Origin of the sequence: Paenibacillus selenitireducens (assembly GCF_002021565.1) — a bacterium.
In the GTDB taxonomy this organism is placed as follows: Bacteria; Bacillota; Bacilli; order Paenibacillales; family Paenibacillaceae; genus Paenibacillus_K; species Paenibacillus_K selenitireducens.
On the sequence record NZ_MSZX01000014.1, the window covers coordinates 116639 to 133678 of the forward strand.

A 17040-nucleotide genomic window follows, 5' to 3' on the forward strand; every position below is an offset into this window, starting at 1 on the left:
CCTCCTGACTTTTGATCCCCCTAGTCACTTTCCTAATTCTTGATTGAATGCTTCGCCAATGGGCGTTAAGATTCCATCCATGCTTACGGAATTCTTCTCCTTACGATACGCTACTAGTTTCTCGTCGCCTTTATTTATGGCCCAATTCATCAATACTTCTCGATCCCCTTCATAGCTATACAACGGAACACTAAATCCACAGGATGTTTTGACACTATGAATTTCTGAGACGATGATCTGTCTGTAACCTGGGTAAAGATTAAAATGAACTGCCAATTCACTCCATTCCTCGGAACCTGGAAGCACAACCCTTCCATCTCCATAGAGACGCAGAATAAGCGGCTTACCTTGTAACGCCATGAACATATATGTCATCCGATTGGTTTCCATCAAATGAGCACTTGTTTCGTTGCCACTTCCCGTCAAATCCAGATAGGCAACTTTGTTAGGTGATAGGATTCGAAATACATCGTGACCTTTGGGTGAAATATTAACATGCCCCTTCGTCGCAGCAGACCCCACAAAAAACATATGCTGCGCATGGATAAATGACTCATGCTCAGGCAATAAGCTATCATAGCTGGTACCCAATGTTATCCCCTCCGTGAAATGTATTTGATATTATGTAACTGCAATATGAAGTAATAGGTATCTTTTATCCATAAAACAATAAAAACACGAAAACCCGGCCCTTAGAAATCTCTAACTTAGACCGGGTCATGGATCGCAAAATATCTTCCACAATTATACAATTAATACATAATAAACGTAAGCCCCTTGATGTAAATTGGAGGAGGTTGAGGAACCTTGATGATCCGCCTTCCTTTTTAATGTTCAAAGATGACCATACCTTAGGTGTTATTTTGACTCCATCTCACTTTCCCAAAAAGGGCCGTCTTCTTGATCGATATATCTTCGGATCACATCACGCACAGCAGCAGGAAGTACATTATGCCGTTCCATTTCGTGTATTGGAATCCAATAAAATTCCAGATGACTTTCGTTAGACACAGCCTCTGCAGGATAGTTCAACTCTGATAATTCAACACGAAACATATGGTTTATTTCCTGATGATATGTATCATCCGTTTCATAATCTGCCTCGACACACCCTATATATTTTTGAACAGTAGATTCTTGGCCGAACTCTTCTTTGATTTCTCTCGAAAGTGTAGCACGTATCCCCTCTTTGAACTCGACATGGCCTCCAGGTAGAAACGTATTATCCATCCCTTTGCAATGCGCAACTAAGATATGACCCTCTGATAAAATGACGCCTCTTGCGAGTACATGATATTTTTGATTCAGCATTTTCATAACAACTCGATTCCCCTTTATTCGTAGTTCATCATTCATGAAGTTCGTGCGTATTGATCGTTGCTTTGCGAAACAGAATGCTAGCGATGACGATACCCAATAGAAATCCTGATATTGGCGAAACCACAAGTATTCCAAGAACATTCGTACTTGATGTGAAAATCAGTTTTAGCGTCACTAGGCTAATCAATGTGATTAGAACGATGAGCCAGTACACGCATTTTCTTTTCCAATGAATCTTTGTAATCGCCAGTGCAGAATGAGGTATTCTCATGAATAGCATGACAATTAGGCACATCTGAACCAGCACTCCCATGATCGAGAGTGAATATTGAAGCAGCTTATACACCGGAAGCGTAAAATAGGAACGTTGTAAGAAAGTAGAATTTTCAACGAAATAACCTGTCTTATGTGTGAACGAATCAATAAATATATGACTATAGAAGCCGATAATTACAGAACTCAAAAATATTACCCACTTCGTTACGTCTCGAACATCAAAGTAACGGATGAGCGCATATGACTTGGTATCCAAATGAAAGATAGAAGGCAAATGAAGTGCCACAGGCTTCATAATGATCTGGAGCAGAAGCATGATTAGTACACATAAAGGAAGTGCCTGTAACAGCAGCCCCTTGTGGGTATGACCGATGAGCTGATAGGGCTCTAAAGCTAGGAAATACTCAAAATCTGGGGACATACTTCCCAGAACAAGACCTGCAATACTAACATATCGCGGTTTGATCCATTGGATGGGTAATGCGTATAAGGGATGAGCAAATGTAAAAGGCAACACACCACGCCTCTCTGTGTGAATATTGGTTAAGAATTACATCTTACCATCTTTCACGACATCCGAAAAACCGTCCAGAATAACCATCCCTCGATGTAAGGTAAATGATACCGTTCTCCCTTGTACAGTCATTGATTCTTCATTATCAAATGGTGTGAACGCTTCTTTGTTAAGTTTAAATAATCGATCTTTCATGTCATCCTTATTCGCATAGCCTATATTGCCAAATGTCATATTCATCATTAAGAAGTCATCATTCACAAATAAATTATCCTTATGATGATCTAAGATCTCGAACAGATCGATCCCATGGACGCCACTCGTACTACCGATATCTCCGAGCTTCATCATATAGGTATTCCCCGAACCCTTTGAATCGTAGGATATTTGATAAGCTTCATTCGTTAACGACGAAAACATAGAATAATGCATATTAGAAAGGGTACTCCCGCTCCAATCGATCATCAGATCGCTAATCATCATATGTTGTGGATCTTCATGAATTTTAGATACCAGACGTTCCAAGCTCTCACTCCAATGGATATCTTGAATGTGCGCTGTGTATATTTTTGTTTCTACTGTCTTCCCACTACAAGCAGTAAGTAGAATCAATGAACAACATAAGAGGATTAGTTTATACATTATTTCTCCTTTCCTGAATCTTCAATGAGTTTATTGTTCAATATGAACTCCCTTGAAACAACAACAAGACCCGGTAATACCGGATCCCCGTCTCAATAATCGTTTTCGTTCTCTACTTCACTTTTGAATAACTTTCGAGCATGTCATCACGAATCAGTTCTATATTTTTTCGGGTTCTGATATATTCTTTGATCTGATTTTTAATATTGGGGTATAAAATAACATCATCTAATTCCGATACAGAAATCCACCTAACTTCTGATTGATACGGATCGGGCTTATCGGGTAGTTTGGGCACTGCATTTTCTTTGAGCGTACAATCGAATATGATGTTTAGGATATGTGTGTCTGTGTCATAATCTCCAGATTGCTGATGGGGTGCGTATTCATATACCATTGCGATAGGACCGACTACAACGGCTGCTCCGGTTTCTTCCAGCATTTCTCTTACGACTCCATCTTCTAAAGTCTCTCCAGGTTCTGCACCACCGCCCGGTAAATTGTAGTGCACCCCTGCCTCATCTTTATATTCAATGCATAGCACTCGATTATCTTGAATAACTAATGCCGTAGGTCTTACACGAATATGGTACATATGTAATTCTCCTTATTGTTTGGGGTCACTTTCACCATAAGCTCTTCTCTTGCCCCAATTAACCAAGGATGAACTAATTTCAATTTTTCTCGTTGTTCCCAGATTGTGTCTAAATAGATCAGAATGGCTTGATCCATCTCAAGTGCATTCACCTTATCTCTCATTTCCTGTAAATAGGCATGTTCCCCTGGTAAATTCCATGAGATCTTATCCGATACAAATAAAATCTTATCTACCATGCTTGCCTGAGGTTTATGCGTTGTATGACTTTCGATCGCATTCAGGATGTCAGGGTTTGTGATTTCAAATATTTCCTCAGCCATAGCCTTGGAAAGTTTCTGGTGAACACTCCTTGCATATTGACGTTCATCATCAAGAATTTCAATTGAAAGACCTTCAGCCAACTGCAACATTCTAGGGACAGGAATGACATTACTAATATCATGAAGAAGAGCCGCTTGTACGACTATATCAGCAATACTCGCATCATAGAGCTCCGCAATTCGCTGGGCTTCACGAGCTACCTGTAGGGTATGATCCAGTGTTCTTATATCCTGATGCAAAGTGAAGAAAACCGTCACATCATCCTGAACAGTTCCTGTTAGCTTAAACCCTTCACAATAGGGTTGCAGAATTGAATTCATGAGATTACCTCCGCTGAACGAGTTATCGTCTCGAACAATCTTTTAATTTCCTAAAAAGATGGGTGTAATTTCTGTTTCGGTAACTTGCTGATTCACATAAGACACTTGATAGGCCTTCGCTAACGCTCTTGAACTAATCACTTTGAAGATCTGATCCTCCTGATAATGTACCGCTACACCATCATCCATCGCAATGCCATTCCCTATTTTTTGCTCCTGTAATAATCGATGATAACTCGATCTTCTATCCACCTCTTCATCATAATGAGGACAACTACTTCCCTTTAGAAAACCCAGACATTCGAGCCGCGTAAGTTCACCAGGTATTGAATCTGTTACCCCTTCTTGAAACCAACAGATCGAACCCGCACTTAACCCTGCTAATACCACGTCATTTTCCCATGCTTTTCGGATGTATTGATCTACTTTCCACGCTTTCCATAGAAGCAGCATATTCTTTGTGTTCCCGCCACCCACATACAGAATGTCCTTATCCAATAGGTAATCTTCAAGGTCCTTGGGTGTGTTTTGAAAAAGTGATAGATGCGACGGAACACAATCATATGCGCTGAAAGCTTTATAAAACCCTTGAATATAACCTTCTGCATCTCCACTTGCTGTTGGAATAAAGCACACTTTGGGACGTGCAGAATGCGATTGTTGTAAAATATACGTATCTAGCAGCGGATTCTCTGGTTCCTGGGAAAACCCTCCGCCCCCCATGGCAATGATTTGCTTCAAATGGATCATCTCCTTAAGAAATCAATCACTTACATTAAGTCGGATTTTTAGGCGTTGGTACTGCAGGATTATTATCTCCGCCCATACGTCTTCGTGATGTCTCCATCCTGCCTACTGCAGGGACATGTTTTCCAGCTTTTGCTAACCCAAATGCAGGCATGTTCCCATAGATACATTCATATTGACCGGGTTGTATCTTATAGGTCTCATGGAAAATACCCACCGTCCCGTCGGTTCCCACGGATTTGTTGAATTTCTTCCAAGCCTCTAGATGAATTCCACCCCTTGCATACTTCTCTAGCTGCTCATAGGTTTTCCAATACTGTATTAACGTAACGCCTCTCCAATTCCATGAAAACTCCGTACTAATAAACCCAATGTCCGGGTTTTGATATAGCTCTTTAACCATAGGACCCATTGCTTTGGCCACAGGTATCCATTTATGAAATGCCATCAACCGATTCACCCTCATGCCAATAATAAACACGACAAATGAACCATCCATTTCTGCTGAAAAACGACCAGGGAATACTTTCGCCATCGCAATCTCTCCTATTTTATTAAATCTCCATATCATGTCTCAAAGATTAGAAATATTAGTTTATGAGCTCACGCAGATTTGCTTAATGTACGCCTTGATCCGTAATGCAACCTCCTCAGGAGATAACACACTCGTATCTATTAAAGGCATTGCGGGATCAAAGGATTGCTCTGCATTCATCACAATCCAATGATTAAATTCTTGATGATCTTGGATGGATTGATCATCCCACCCTCTAGCTCTCAAGCGAGTCTCGCGAACTTCATCACTACAATGCAAACCAATATAATAGACTCTAAAATGATCCTTAAGGTCAACTTTGTCAAACTCCCATGGCAAAAAGGTACCACACAATATCGTCATTCGCTGGTTTAGAGCCATTTGGTGTGCGACATGGATCCATATGTTTTTGATTTTATCCCAATCATCTACGGGACCCCATAACGCATCTAGATCCAGAACAACATGTTCAGGGCATTCCCTGTATAATTCTGTTATCACTCTAGTCTTACCTGAACCGGAGGCACCGGTGATTAGAAATAACGGTGTTTGATTCACTTCATCCCGTCCTTATCAAGAATTACGTTGTACATAGTTCTCGATCTGTTTTTTATGGTGCTCGTCGTGCGGAACAAATCCTATTAAGTACTCCCGAATGCTAAATTTATTCTGATCGCCATCCAGATATTCTTGTACGTACTCCTCTTCACTTAATCCGGAGATATCATGGATAATCTTCGTTCTGTAATCTACGAATTGCTGAACAATTCCCTCTTTTGTTTGGGTCTTCGCATACTCTCTAGCATTCGCATTAAACTCGTCAAAATTCAAATGCCTTACTGTTAAAGGCTTTTTCTGTTTAATCTTTTCAATGGCTTCCTCGTAAAAATATTTATCCCACAGCATAATATGGCTAATAACATCTTTTAATGACCATTTCCCTTCTTCTAATGATGAATTCCAATGAGCTTCATCCAGATCATTCAGTGTCATGACATAGGGAATAAACGATTTGAATTCTTCTATCATTTCTATCGTATTAGGCATCATGTATATCTCCTTCACTATTCAAATAGATCTTTGGTATGTAAGATATTCTCCAGAAAAGACCATTTCCCTGTGGCGAATTGTTAAAATTTCTCAACGAATTCGCCCTTATAAACAGAAAAGCTCCGCTCTTCCTTTATCATCGAAAGAGCGGAGCCTCATAATAGCAATCAAATCTAGTTAGAACGTGCTCGCTTTACTTGTATCTGGACACCATCTGGAAGTACGGTAATACCGGATCAAAGCATCAACCGCTTCTGCTGTCCGAAGATGGGTAAGCGCCTCTGACGCGTAGGCTCTTACATAACGATCTTTGCTGTTAAGCGCTTTCTCCAAAGATCGGACAACTTGTAATGCATCCCCTTCTTTACCGATGCGCAGCAGAGACAGCGCTGCCGTATAACCAAGCTTATTTGTGATATAGCTTTGCATGTTTTCATACATATCATTCGATTTGGTCTGATCATCCGTTTCGTCGCACAGAGAATCTACTAATGCTCTCGACAAGGCCGGAACGGCTTCGCCTCCTACATTTCCAATCATACCCAGTGCTTCGATTGCATTCCGACGAACCCAATCGCTCTCATCCTGCAATCGCACTATTAGCGCTGGTACAGCATCGTTTTCTGCCGATCCAATCATACCGAGCACGAAAGCAGCTAGCGCTCTTCGCTTCTCGTCTGCATGCTCCAATACCTGAAGCAACCCGGGAATCGCATGGGTTGATGTGCCTTGCAAACCGTATGCAGCTCTCTCGGCTACCTGCGTCGTCCCTTTTGTGAGATGCTCGAGCAACTCCTCAACGCCTTTTGTCCCCATATGCCCGAGTGCATAAGCAGCGTTCAACGCCGTCGTTTCTATATCGTTCAATAGAAGCCCCAGCGCAGGCACCAAAGAATCTCCCGTTTCCCCTAACAGCCCTAATTCGTCAGCTGCCTGCGCACGAACGGACTCCTTGTCGGACAGCAGCCCTTGTTTCAATTCGGATAATTTCGCATCATCCACAGGTGAATTATCTTGACATAAAGTGCGTTCTCCTCGCAACCAGTCCCATACGTCCTTCCATAGATTCAAATGGACAGACGGTGTTCCAGCAGGCACGACCATTTCCTGGCTTTGATGATTCCAGCTTGGATATTCCGGTGCACGCAGTCGGACAAACTGGAACTTGAGCATGTAACGATCCAAGTCAGACACGTTGAGCGAAGCTTTATGCCACAAATCGAAATGCACCAAGACCATGGTACCCGCTTTGCCGGTTGGCAACAGCGTCTCTCCGCGATCGCCGATAAATTTCTCGTAATATTGCGTGCCGGGCATGATCGCGGTAGGTCCCATATCCTCGGTTATGTCTTGTGTATAATAGAAAATCATCGCCCACCAAGGCCGGTGGTTTCGCATGGAGGACCAGTAGCCATCTTTGTGCCATTGCCCCCCACCCGGTAGTTGGTTTCCAGGTTGGTTATAATGACAGTGCCGATGCGGATGCATATAGTAGTCGGGTCCCAGAACGCTCGTTAAGGCACCCTTTACCACCGGCGTATCGAAAAACTCCATTATCGAAGGAACCCGAGGTAATATGTTATTGCCTGGATTGCCTTCTTCATGTAAAACATGATAGATCTGATCCATGGTGTCTTGATGAAGCTGTGTTGGCAAGTCATTCTGCAATACCAGGTAGCCCTTGGTTATGAATTGCATCATTTGTTCATCTGTCAACAAATTTTTACGATCCAACATGATCACTCACTCTCTTCATTTCAACTTCTTTCGGTAATTATTGTAACAATTCATCTCATTGATGTATTTACATAAATGTCCGTGTTTTGTACAATCGTCATGTTACTGACCATTCCTATATGCGAAAGGAAGTTGAATAAGAAAATGGATTTCGCAGCTTTTCATCCCTATGTGAGTTATGCCACACGTTACCCATTTTCCAAAGGACAAGAGAGCTTAAATCGTCATTGTTACTCTTCATCACTCTATTTAATCAGTGAGGGATATGGACTGGTACGCACCTGCGACCGCACATACCCAACCGTTCCGGGGTCCCTCGTGTATATTCCGGCAGGTCAGCCTCACGATTGGATAGCCGACAGCCATGATCCGATGGTTCATGTTTGCTGTTATTTCGATTGGGTTCACGTGGATCGCCGGGCATATTTCAGCCATCCCAGCGTGATTTGTTATGATGCCACTCAACTGGTACCAGCCTTAATCGGTCCCGCTTTCCCTTTGATGATTCCTGAGCATGTCAAAGTAGAGAAGCTTCAGGTATGGAAAGACTTTTTCCAAAAATTTTATACCGAAAACCAATACCCGAACGAACACACCTACATTCGCAATGTTAAGAACCAAAGCTATTTTCTACAGTTTATTGAGTTTTTCCTTACTTTCGTCCTCAAAGACGACCAATTTCCGGACCAGCGGATGTATAAGCTTTTGGAACGACTAGATCAGGATCTGGTGCATGGCCATTTGCAGCCCTTGGAATCCTACTACAAGGAACTCCGAATAAGCCGCGGCTATTTCTTTGAGCTGTTCAAGAATGCAACGGGCTTGCCGCCCACGCAGTATATTAACCGATTCCGCATCCATCGTACGATGGATGATTTACGCAATACAAATATCAGCATCACGGAGATCGCCTATAAACACGGCTTCTCTTCCGTACATTACTTCTCTAAGCTTTTCCGTCAATTGAACGGTCAGTCTCCACGGAAGTACCGGGAAGATCGAAATGATTTCCTATAATGATGTGCACACTTTAGAATGAATACCTTCACAAATCTAGTAATGACAGAGATTTCGCCATTACTCTTTTCCCCATACTTTAAATATCTCTTTCAATTCATTGGATGTATTTATTATAAAATCATTCACTACCTTTTCATGAAAGTAGATCGGTTCAATCTTTGGTTCATTCTTCTCATCTTGAAGCCAATGCAGCTTGGAATCTCTGTATTTACTAACTTCTGTCTCTGTAACGAACGGGTCGATCGAAAAAGCTCTAGCACTTTTCAATTTGGTAAAGACATTTTCGGACCATTGCCCGGATCTCATAATATGGAACTCGACTTGGCCAGCCTCTTGATTGTATGTACTTCTTAGATCTTTCATATCACCGCTATAATCCTTCTCAAAGTCAGCATAGACCGTATCTGTCCACCTTCCATCTGTATAAATATGAGCAAAATACCCCCATACATACGCTTTCCAGTCCGGGTCTGGATTCTGGTGCAAATAATCTAAACAATGCTTTGTAAGCTTCTCTATGTTAGGTAATTTATCTTCATACACGAGGTGAGTCATACCCTTATCTTTCCTCGTTATATTGTCCCGCATATGAATGGCATCCGGCGCGATACTCCCTAACAGAAAGCTTGGCGATGGGTCAGTAATCGAAGTATGTATCGCTGTTGCGAAGTGAACCATAGGCCAAGGCACATCGATAACCTCCTATTTTTAAATATCACGCGGTAAGTTCCTTAAAATAATAAATCAATCAGATCTCATAGTATTGATATCTTTCCATCCAATCGCTACTTCTATTAGCATTTCTTCCCCAATTTTTATCGCTTTTTTTCTTATGATCTGTCCACCCAATTTGATGTAAAATTGTAATGATGGATTTTCCTCAAGAACCCATACCATAACCGACGCATAATCTCTTGATTTAAAATGGTTCATAAGTGTCTCTACCATTTGCTTGCCGTAACGTTTCCTTTGGGCTTCTTCAAGTAAATATATGGCATAGATTTCCGCATCGTATCCGTCTTCTACTTCTCTGGCCATTCCACCATTTATAAAACCGATGATTCTACCATGCTCAACAGCCACGTAAGTCACTTCATCGTTATGGGGATGACTTAATATTCTCTCCCATCTTACTTGCCGATCCGCAACCTTCATTTTAGATAAATATGTATTTGAAATTATGCCTGCATAGGTCGTTAACCAACTATGAACGTGAACGTATGCTAGATCAGCAGCGTCATGTAATGAAGCGATCCTTATATTCATGAATTATCAAATCCTCCTATTTTAAAGGATATGAAGAGACATTCTAGATAACGTTTTGATAATGACGACGCAGTCTAGTATTGAAAACACTACTCTTCAAGTTAAGATTCAACTATTAAATCGAGTACAGTCTCGCCATGAATAATCTCGCCGGTTTCAACAAAACCGAATTCCTTATACAATTTATTGACGACACTATTGTCTGGGACATGGGAAATTCTGATCTTTGCATTGCTTTGTTTGCTCCTAATCATACGTATGATTTCCCCAAGCGCAGCTCTTCCGTACCCCATTTTTTGAAATCTTCCATCCACCATAAATCTAATAATCCAAAAATAACCGTCATCGGGATACGGCTCTTCATCGAACAAAGCAAAACCAACCATTTCCTCATGACTATAGATGCCATAAGGCTTTGAAGAAGGTTCTTTTTCTGCCTTTTTTAATGAATCCGAATTGGGAGCCACAAATTTCTCCTGATAGGCATGTGGCTTAAGGTCAAGACACTCTTTTCTATTATCATCTGTAATAGGCTTTAACTTCACTGTTACGTTGGACAACGTATTCACTCCTTGTTTTTGCTGATGTGATCCAATAATGAGTTAACTTCTGCAGTCGTTCTTAACATAATGATTTTCTTACTTTGAGCGTATTTATTCAATTTATCCATAATTCCGGGTCGACTATCTCGTCTGAAATTCCATACCCACTTGATAAACTTGAAGTCTAATCGTTCTGGGCATCCTTCTGTCAAATCAGGCCTCGTTTTTCCATGGTACATGATTCTACGTTTAATAATTCTGTAGGTTGTTACCCAGCGTGATAAATCAAAAAATATGATTGTATCCGCTTCAGACATTCGAATCTCTAATGTTCGACCATAGTTACCATCAATAATCCATTCATTTTTAAGGATTAATTCTTTTTGAAAGGTATCCCATTCATCTTTGGGAGTAGGGATCCACCCCGGTTTCCAATATAATGCATCTAAATGATACACCGGCAATTGCGTAAGTTCTCCGAGTTTATGAGAAAATGTGGATTTCCCTGAGCCCCCGGAACCTATGATGACGATTTTTTTCATAATGGGTGTCTCCTGTTTCATGTAATACGAGGTTTTAGCATTGCCAAATCAATATTCCGTTGTCATACCTTCTTCGATAAAAAAATATGGATTTGGACCAGATTTCACCGTTGTGGAAAGTTGAGTTATTAATATTGAAAACTATTTACCGGGCAGTTGGATGCCGCGCCAGCCGCTTACATCGCATTGGCCATATTCATTATCACCCACAGCAACCACCGTGCCGTCCGATTTAAGCCCGACGGTATGGGCACAACCCGCCGCAATCGCCACAATATCGCGCCAATCACTTACATTACATTGGATATACTTATTCCAACCCACAGCCGCCACAGTACCGTCCGATTTAAGGCCGATGGTATGATTACTACCCACCGCTATCGCCACAATACCGCGCCAGCCGCTTACATCGCATTGGTCATGTTTATTCAAACCCACAGCCGTCACCGTACCGTCCGATTTAAGACCGATGGTATGAAGATAACCCGCCGCGACCGCCACAATATCATGCCAGCCGCTTACATTGCATTCACCTTCATTATTTCGGCCCACTGCTACCACCGTGCCATCCGATTTAAGCCCAATGGTACGACACCAACCCGCCGCAACCGCTACAATATCGCGCCAGTCGTTTACATCGCATTGGTCATGCTTATTCCAACCCACAGCCGCCACAGTACTGTCAGATTTAAGACCGATTGTATGAGCATTACCCGTGTTCGTCGCCATATGAACATTACCAGCCGCGATCGCCACAATATCGCGCCAACCGCTTACATCACATTGGCCAAATTTATTATCACCCACAGCCGTCACCGTGCCGTCAGATTTAAGCCCAACGGTATGACGGCGACCCGCCGCTATGGTATCTTTAGGCCAGCGTTTCACCTTTAACGTCGCTTCTTTCGGAGAAATGTAATCCATGTCTTTCCTCCTCCTAGTCTAGATGATATTAACGAGATCTACATAAATTTTCGGATTTCATTCTTATTCACGATACCTCTTGATGATATTTTCATCCCATATCTGAACTTCTATGTATCTTTCCGGTCCTTTGTCACCACTTTGATTCCAATCTTGAGGAAGCCCAAGTTGCTTATAATAAGCATGATCTCGTCTTTTGTATACACTTGTTTTCGATATGGTTTATTATCTTCGTATCGCATCGTAGGAAACAGATCTCCATACGTAAAACTAATCCACCTGATAATTAACATTCATGATGCTTCTCTATATGTTCGAAATAACCTATCCCATTACTTTGTAAGGTATTTAATAATCTTTTTACTTCCTTAGGGGACTTCATCATAATGATCTTTGTTTTCTCTGCATGCTTCTCAAGTTTCTCAATAATAGCTGGTTTTTTGTCTTGCCTAAACCTCCAAGCATACTTAATAAATTGCCAATCTAATGACTCAGGGCACCCTTCATTTAAGTCAGGCCTTGTCTTACCATGATATTGAATTCTTCTCTTTATTACTCGATATATTGTAATCCATGGGGGTAAATCAAGAAAAAAAATCACATCCGCTGCCTGCACTCGAATGTCCATAGTCCTTCCATAGTAACCATCAATGATCCATTCATCTTTGGCTACTAAGTTTTTATTAAATTCAACCCATTCAACATCTGGCGTCTGTACCCATCCTGGCTTCCAAAAGTAAACATCCAGATGATACACAGGTAAATCTAGCAGATCTCCAAGTTGTCGTGAAAATGTTGATTTGCCCGAGCCGCTCGAACCGATTATCATTATTTTCATCACGAATGTCCTTTTCTTTCGAGATAATACGTTCAGAAATTCCGCTACATTCGTATATCGCAGCCATCAAATGGTAGACCCTTTTGTATGAGCTCGACTGCATCGACAATTGCTTTTTGCTGAAATGTATTCAGCTTGCTGTCATCTCCATCCCAACCGTTTAGCCACCAAAAGAAAGAACAAATATTTCGATAATCCATAAACATAGGAATCTGCTCAATCCAATAACGATCAAGTTGGTTGTGTTTGAAGTAGCCTTGTAAAAATTCATCCAAGAAACGTCTGGCGAACTCATTTTTTGATTCACGATCATCTTGTGGAGAACCCCACCATACGGCATGGGTTGCTGCTATAGCAATGTCCAACGCAAACCAGCCATATATCGAATCATCAAAATCAAAAACCGTGATGTCTCCATTTTCTATATGAAAATTGTAAGGATGAAAGTCATTATGGATTAATCCGTACGAATGGCGATCTTTGGGAAGCGCAGTGATCGAATTTTCAAGAGACTTTAATTTATCTAGAAGGATTTGATAAGACCCCTGATGTAGATGGGGATTCTCAATGTTCCATATGCTCCAGTGATCTCTTTTGACAGCAACATGTGCATCATCATAAGATTTGGTAATCAAATGCATCCTTCCCATGGTTTCTCCCCACTTGCGGAATATGTCAGGCCCCCACAATCGTGGGTTTGTTGTATTGAACACTTCTCCAGGTGCCATATGAAAAGCAGTTGCAATATACCACTTATCCCCCACGCTGAAAACGTCGGTTAATTGATGATTGATAGTTTCAATGGGTAACGATACGCCTACACTATGTTGAGCTAAATAGGATACCCAATCCACTTCCGCCTTGATTTTCCCAACAAATTCAAGCGGTTTCTCAGAGAATCGCAAGATGTAATTCTGATGATTTTTGGTGAACCGGTACACTTCATTACAAGAGTTGCTAATAAAAACTAACGTATCGGCATCAAATTGGAAGGATGCTGCCGCACTTTTCAATTGGTCTTGACTTACCATAGAATTTACCACTCCCAGTTAAGATGATACTAACGTGATGTACATAAACTTTCGGAATTCACTCTTATTCACGATATCTTTTAATGATATTTTCATCCCATATCTGAACTTCTATGTATCTTTCTGGTCCTTTGTCACCATTGAGATTCCAATCTTGCGGGACCCCAAATTGCTCGATAATAGGTATGATTTCGTCTTTCGTATATACTTGTTTTCGATATGGTTTATGATCTTCGTATCGCATCGTAGGAAACAGATCTCCATACGTAAAACTAATGGAATCCGCAGAAAACTCGTTCCAATCCATTCGGATGCTACTCGGGTTTTCATACCAGGTTCCGAGCCAACTACATGCTTCAAGCGTCATGTAATGAGGATATAAGTTCTCGGGGTTACCACCTTTAAGGAGGAACTGATCTCTAGCTTGCTTCTCCAGATCTCTTCGAATAGTATGATAATCATCACTCCGTTTACTCGCAAATATCCTCCCCTTATGCTTGATCGCATTGGAGACACGTGTTGCTTCCTCTATTGAAAGACTAGATAAATTCTTAAAGGGTCCAACATCCTTCTCAAAGTAATGGTACAGATCATAGCTCATGAAAATTCTCCCTAGTGTCCATCATTCAAATGGTCCGCATAACATTTTACGTATCTACTATTGCACTCTTCCTTGGTCAAAATAACGAATTCCATTGCCTTCTATTAATTTCGTTATCCCATTCTTATAATAAGGCATGAGTTCATCAGCTTTATCCATGTCCATCCAAGCGATTTCTAGGATTTCATTCGGTCTGATGATTTCTTCTTTTCCGCCTATAATCTCAGCTTTGAATGTGATAAATAATGCATGTTCTTGTGTCTTTTCAAAAACACATTCATTTAATGCAACGACCTCAAAAACTTGTACACATAGGCCGGTCTCTTCTTTCGTCTCTCTAATTGCCGCTTGTTCTAATGTTTCTCCTTTTTCAACCGCACCACCGGGAAGAGACCAACTCGCATTTCCTTTATTTTTTACCATGAGGACTTTGGATTTCGTTTCATCTAAGATCAATGCGTACGAAACATCAACTCTCTTCATTGAAAAAAACCCCTTCCGAATATTATACAATTATTACATATTTGAGATATAAAGTCTCGCAAATCACGAATAAACTAAGGACACATTGATTGTCTGAATTCATATTTTTATACTAATTAAATGCACGAAATTTCACATAACGTTGTTACTTTTTTCATCAAGCTGTCCAGATAGAATACCTGCTCTCCTAATGATTTCAACTCTTTGTCCGCTGCCTTCTAATCTCATAATCATCTGAATTGCAGTTTCAAAATTCATAATCACATAACCTGTTTTCTCGTAACCTCCAGGCATTTGCACAAATTTATGTACTTTCACTAAAAACCATACCGTGTAGGTATCTGTACTCTCCCAATACCAACAAGCAAATGGAATTCTCTCACGATCTAATACGAGGCCTGCTTCTTCCATCACTTCCCGATCTAGTGCTTCATCTAATGATTCATTTCCTTCTATCCTGCCTCCAATCGTCGTTAACCCTTGTTCCTCTCGATCCCACACCATAATCAAATTCCCACTGCTAAGTACAGGCACACAATGAACTCCAGCGATTTTCTTATCTGTAGGCAGTTCAGATCATAAATCATACACATGTTTGTCATTTCTACTTTGGGCAAATGGATGACCACCTCATCTTTAGTTGTTCTTATTCAAATTGTATTTCGTCACTATGCTTAACACTCGAAAACCATCTCAAGATGCTATTATGATGATTGATTATCTGGATGGCTGTGAGATCTTGTGAACCCCATGTGCTATGTGCATCCTTCACAAGTGTGACCTTATATCCGAGACTAAATGCTCTTCTACATGTGGTATCAACACATAGATCGGTTTGAATACCCGTGAGTATGATTTCTTCTATCTTTTTCTTATCAAGTTCCTGCTTTAAGGTCGTCTCAAAAAAAGAATCTGGCGTTTTCTTTTGAATAATGGTATCCAGATCATTGGGCAGAATAGATGGATGGATCAACCAACCCTGCGTTCCTGGTTCTAAAATTTCATCTTTTCCTTCATTATGCTGCACATAAAAAATCGGGATGTTTTTCGACCTAGCCTTTGAGATAAGCATTTGAATCTTTGTAAGTAATTCCTCACCTTGGAACACAGGATCTGAATCTAAGAACATTCCGTTTTGTACATCAATCACGAGTAGTGCTTTATTCGATTCTTTCATAAGAGCCTCCTAAGTAATCGATTAGTATTAATCAAAAATTACTTCATAATTGGTGTTCCTTTAAAATCTATCAGATCCTCTAATACCTCTTTCTCATGGTTTTCCCAATACCCCGTTTCAAATGGAGGAAGATCATCTAATGCGAAAAATCCAATATTCGTTGTCTCATCGGTTGTCTGTACAATGGTCCCAGTCCACGTGTCTACTCGAAATAACAATTCAAAACCTTGGTATTCATCGCCAAATCTGTTCTTAACTGAATAATTTTCTCCAGTATACATGGCTATAAGTGTTGCATGTATGACATCTAATCCCGTTTCTTCTCGCACTTCGCGTTGCAAACATTCGAATATCGATTCATTAAGCTCAATTCCACCAGTAGGTAAAGCCCATTTCCCGTTTCCCCTTCGCTCAATAAAAAGAATTCTATTTTTGTCATCATAGATCACTGCTCTTATGGATGGAATTATTAATTTCTGATTTCCTACAATGGCCCGGAGTTTCCCTGTATACGACTCTTTCCAATTGCTCGACATCTTGCAAATCAACTCCTATC

24 protein-coding genes are annotated in these 17040 nt (G+C 40.8%); 1 reads left to right on the forward strand and 23 read right to left on the reverse strand.

Annotated features, from left to right (window positions below):
• Positions 1-24 precede the first annotated feature (24 nt).
• The 11 genes from BVG16_RS27290 to BVG16_RS27340 all read right to left on the reverse strand — a co-directional run bounded on the left by BVG16_RS27290 (position 25) and on the right by BVG16_RS27340 (position 8060).
• A complete protein-coding gene (locus BVG16_RS27290) occupies positions 25-591 on the reverse strand; it encodes a pyridoxamine 5'-phosphate oxidase family protein (protein WP_078502355.1) in 567 nt (188 codons plus the stop codon).
• 267 nt (positions 592-858) lie between these two features.
• Positions 859-1317, reverse strand: a complete 459-nt coding sequence (locus tag BVG16_RS27295; RefSeq protein WP_078502356.1) for an NUDIX domain-containing protein — start codon at positions 1315-1317, stop codon at positions 859-861.
• Positions 1318-1348: 31 nt separating this feature from the next.
• Positions 1349-2113, reverse strand: coding sequence for a DUF4184 family protein (locus BVG16_RS27300; RefSeq protein WP_158081812.1), 765 nt, complete (start codon positions 2111-2113; stop codon positions 1349-1351).
• Between the two features lie 33 nt (positions 2114-2146).
• Positions 2147-2752 (reverse strand): hypothetical protein, encoded by a 606-nt coding sequence (locus BVG16_RS27305; RefSeq protein ID WP_144027506.1) that lies wholly within the window; start codon positions 2750-2752, stop codon positions 2147-2149.
• Positions 2753-2864: 112 nt separating this feature from the next.
• Positions 2865-3347 carry an NUDIX domain-containing protein gene (locus tag BVG16_RS27310; protein WP_078502359.1) on the reverse strand — a complete coding sequence of 161 codons (483 nt, stop codon included), beginning with the start codon at positions 3345-3347 and terminating at the stop codon, positions 2865-2867.
• Complete coding sequence (locus BVG16_RS27315) at positions 3329-3991, reverse strand: HD domain-containing protein (RefSeq protein ID WP_078502360.1); 663 nt, start codon at positions 3989-3991, stop codon at positions 3329-3331. The genes BVG16_RS27310 and BVG16_RS27315 overlap by 19 nt, the downstream gene beginning before the upstream one ends.
• A 42-nt stretch (positions 3992-4033) precedes the next feature.
• A complete protein-coding gene (locus tag BVG16_RS27320) occupies positions 4034-4732 on the reverse strand; it encodes a Type 1 glutamine amidotransferase-like domain-containing protein (protein ID WP_078502361.1) in 699 nt (232 codons plus the stop codon).
• Positions 4733-4766: 34 nt separating this feature from the next.
• The gene (locus tag BVG16_RS27325; RefSeq protein WP_078502362.1) at positions 4767-5273 is read right to left on the reverse strand and encodes a DUF4188 domain-containing protein; all 507 of its coding nucleotides are present in this window, start codon (positions 5271-5273) and stop codon (positions 4767-4769) included.
• A 60-nt stretch (positions 5274-5333) separates the two neighbouring features.
• A complete protein-coding gene (locus BVG16_RS27330) occupies positions 5334-5831 on the reverse strand; it encodes an AAA family ATPase (RefSeq protein WP_078502363.1) in 498 nt (165 codons plus the stop codon).
• A 15-nt stretch (positions 5832-5846) separates the two neighbouring features.
• Positions 5847-6323, reverse strand: a complete 477-nt coding sequence (locus tag BVG16_RS27335; RefSeq protein ID WP_078502364.1) for a DinB family protein — start codon at positions 6321-6323, stop codon at positions 5847-5849.
• 177 nt (positions 6324-6500) lie between these two features.
• Positions 6501-8060 carry a HEAT repeat domain-containing protein gene (locus BVG16_RS27340; protein ID WP_078502365.1) on the reverse strand — a complete coding sequence of 520 codons (1560 nt, stop codon included), beginning with the start codon at positions 8058-8060 and terminating at the stop codon, positions 6501-6503.
• Between the two features lie 132 nt (positions 8061-8192).
• Between BVG16_RS27340 and BVG16_RS27345 the strand changes: the two genes are divergently transcribed.
• On the forward strand, positions 8193-9077 hold the full coding sequence (locus BVG16_RS27345) for a helix-turn-helix transcriptional regulator (protein WP_233147189.1): 885 nt from the start codon (positions 8193-8195) through the stop codon (positions 9075-9077).
• 60 nt (positions 9078-9137) lie between these two features.
• On the opposite strand, the gene BVG16_RS27350 is transcribed toward BVG16_RS27345, so the two are convergent.
• The 12 genes from BVG16_RS27350 to BVG16_RS27410 form a co-directional block, all read right to left on the reverse strand.
• Positions 9138-9770 (reverse strand): hypothetical protein, encoded by a 633-nt coding sequence (locus BVG16_RS27350; protein ID WP_078502367.1) that lies wholly within the window; start codon positions 9768-9770, stop codon positions 9138-9140.
• Between the two features lie 54 nt (positions 9771-9824).
• Positions 9825-10346, reverse strand: coding sequence for a GNAT family N-acetyltransferase (locus BVG16_RS27355; RefSeq protein ID WP_078502368.1), 522 nt, complete (start codon positions 10344-10346; stop codon positions 9825-9827).
• Positions 10347-10447: 101 nt separating this feature from the next.
• A complete protein-coding gene (locus tag BVG16_RS27360) occupies positions 10448-10906 on the reverse strand; it encodes a GNAT family N-acetyltransferase (RefSeq protein WP_158081813.1) in 459 nt (152 codons plus the stop codon).
• 5 nt (positions 10907-10911) lie between these two features.
• A complete protein-coding gene (locus tag BVG16_RS27365; protein ID WP_078502370.1) occupies positions 10912-11430 on the reverse strand; it encodes a DNA topology modulation protein in 519 nt (172 codons plus the stop codon).
• A 141-nt stretch (positions 11431-11571) separates the two neighbouring features.
• Positions 11572-12354, reverse strand: coding sequence for an RCC1 domain-containing protein (locus BVG16_RS27370; protein ID WP_078502371.1), 783 nt, complete (start codon positions 12352-12354; stop codon positions 11572-11574).
• Positions 12355-12640: 286 nt separating this feature from the next.
• Positions 12641-13192, reverse strand: coding sequence for a DNA topology modulation protein (locus BVG16_RS27380; RefSeq protein ID WP_078502372.1), 552 nt, complete (start codon positions 13190-13192; stop codon positions 12641-12643).
• Positions 13193-13236: 44 nt separating this feature from the next.
• Positions 13237-14223 (reverse strand): phosphotransferase enzyme family protein, encoded by a 987-nt coding sequence (locus BVG16_RS27385; protein WP_078502373.1) that lies wholly within the window; start codon positions 14221-14223, stop codon positions 13237-13239.
• A 64-nt stretch (positions 14224-14287) separates the two neighbouring features.
• Complete coding sequence (locus tag BVG16_RS27390; protein ID WP_078502374.1) at positions 14288-14824, reverse strand: hypothetical protein; 537 nt, start codon at positions 14822-14824, stop codon at positions 14288-14290.
• Between the two features lie 57 nt (positions 14825-14881).
• Positions 14882-15307, reverse strand: a complete 426-nt coding sequence (locus tag BVG16_RS27395; RefSeq protein WP_078502375.1) for an NUDIX hydrolase — start codon at positions 15305-15307, stop codon at positions 14882-14884.
• 132 nt (positions 15308-15439) lie between these two features.
• Positions 15440-15877 carry an NUDIX hydrolase gene (locus BVG16_RS27400; protein ID WP_332888817.1) on the reverse strand — a complete coding sequence of 146 codons (438 nt, stop codon included), beginning with the start codon at positions 15875-15877 and terminating at the stop codon, positions 15440-15442.
• Between the two features lie 76 nt (positions 15878-15953).
• Positions 15954-16484: a cysteine hydrolase family protein gene (locus BVG16_RS27405; protein WP_078502376.1), complete on the reverse strand. Its 531-nt coding sequence runs from the start codon at positions 16482-16484 to the stop codon at positions 15954-15956.
• 38 nt (positions 16485-16522) lie between these two features.
• Positions 16523-17020 (reverse strand): NUDIX domain-containing protein, encoded by a 498-nt coding sequence (locus BVG16_RS27410; RefSeq protein WP_078502377.1) that lies wholly within the window; start codon positions 17018-17020, stop codon positions 16523-16525.
• Positions 17021-17040 lie beyond the last annotated feature (20 nt).

Coding starts and splice junctions, on each gene's coding strand:
- BVG16_RS27295 (WP_078502356.1), bottom strand. CDS start 1,317: ATGAAAATGCTGAATCAAAAATATCATGTACTCGCAAGAGGCGTCATT.
- BVG16_RS27305 (WP_144027506.1), bottom strand. CDS start 2,752: ATGTATAAACTAATCCTCTTATGTTGTTCATTGATTCTACTTACTGCT.
- BVG16_RS27310 (WP_078502359.1), bottom strand. CDS start 3,347: ATGTACCATATTCGTGTAAGACCTACGGCATTAGTTATTCAAGATAAT.
- BVG16_RS27315 (WP_078502360.1), bottom strand. CDS start 3,991: ATGAATTCAATTCTGCAACCCTATTGTGAAGGGTTTAAGCTAACAGGA.
- BVG16_RS27325 (WP_078502362.1), bottom strand. CDS start 5,273: ATGGCGAAAGTATTCCCTGGTCGTTTTTCAGCAGAAATGGATGGTTCA.
- BVG16_RS27335 (WP_078502364.1), bottom strand. CDS start 6,323: ATGATGCCTAATACGATAGAAATGATAGAAGAATTCAAATCGTTTATT.
- BVG16_RS27340 (WP_078502365.1), bottom strand. CDS start 8,060: ATGTTGGATCGTAAAAATTTGTTGACAGATGAACAAATGATGCAATTC.
- BVG16_RS27355 (WP_078502368.1), bottom strand. CDS start 10,346: ATGAATATAAGGATCGCTTCATTACATGACGCTGCTGATCTAGCATAC.
- BVG16_RS27365 (WP_078502370.1), bottom strand. CDS start 11,430: ATGAAAAAAATCGTCATCATAGGTTCCGGGGGCTCAGGGAAATCCACA.
- BVG16_RS27370 (WP_078502371.1), bottom strand. CDS start 12,354: ATGGATTACATTTCTCCGAAAGAAGCGACGTTAAAGGTGAAACGCTGG.
- BVG16_RS27380 (WP_078502372.1), bottom strand. CDS start 13,192: ATGAAAATAATGATAATCGGTTCGAGCGGCTCGGGCAAATCAACATTT.
- BVG16_RS27385 (WP_078502373.1), bottom strand. CDS start 14,223: ATGGTAAGTCAAGACCAATTGAAAAGTGCGGCAGCATCCTTCCAATTT.
- BVG16_RS27390 (WP_078502374.1), bottom strand. CDS start 14,824: ATGAGCTATGATCTGTACCATTACTTTGAGAAGGATGTTGGACCCTTT.
- BVG16_RS27395 (WP_078502375.1), bottom strand. CDS start 15,307: ATGAAGAGAGTTGATGTTTCGTACGCATTGATCTTAGATGAAACGAAA.
- BVG16_RS27405 (WP_078502376.1), bottom strand. CDS start 16,484: ATGAAAGAATCGAATAAAGCACTACTCGTGATTGATGTACAAAACGGA.
- BVG16_RS27410 (WP_078502377.1), bottom strand. CDS start 17,020: ATGTCGAGCAATTGGAAAGAGTCGTATACAGGGAAACTCCGGGCCATT.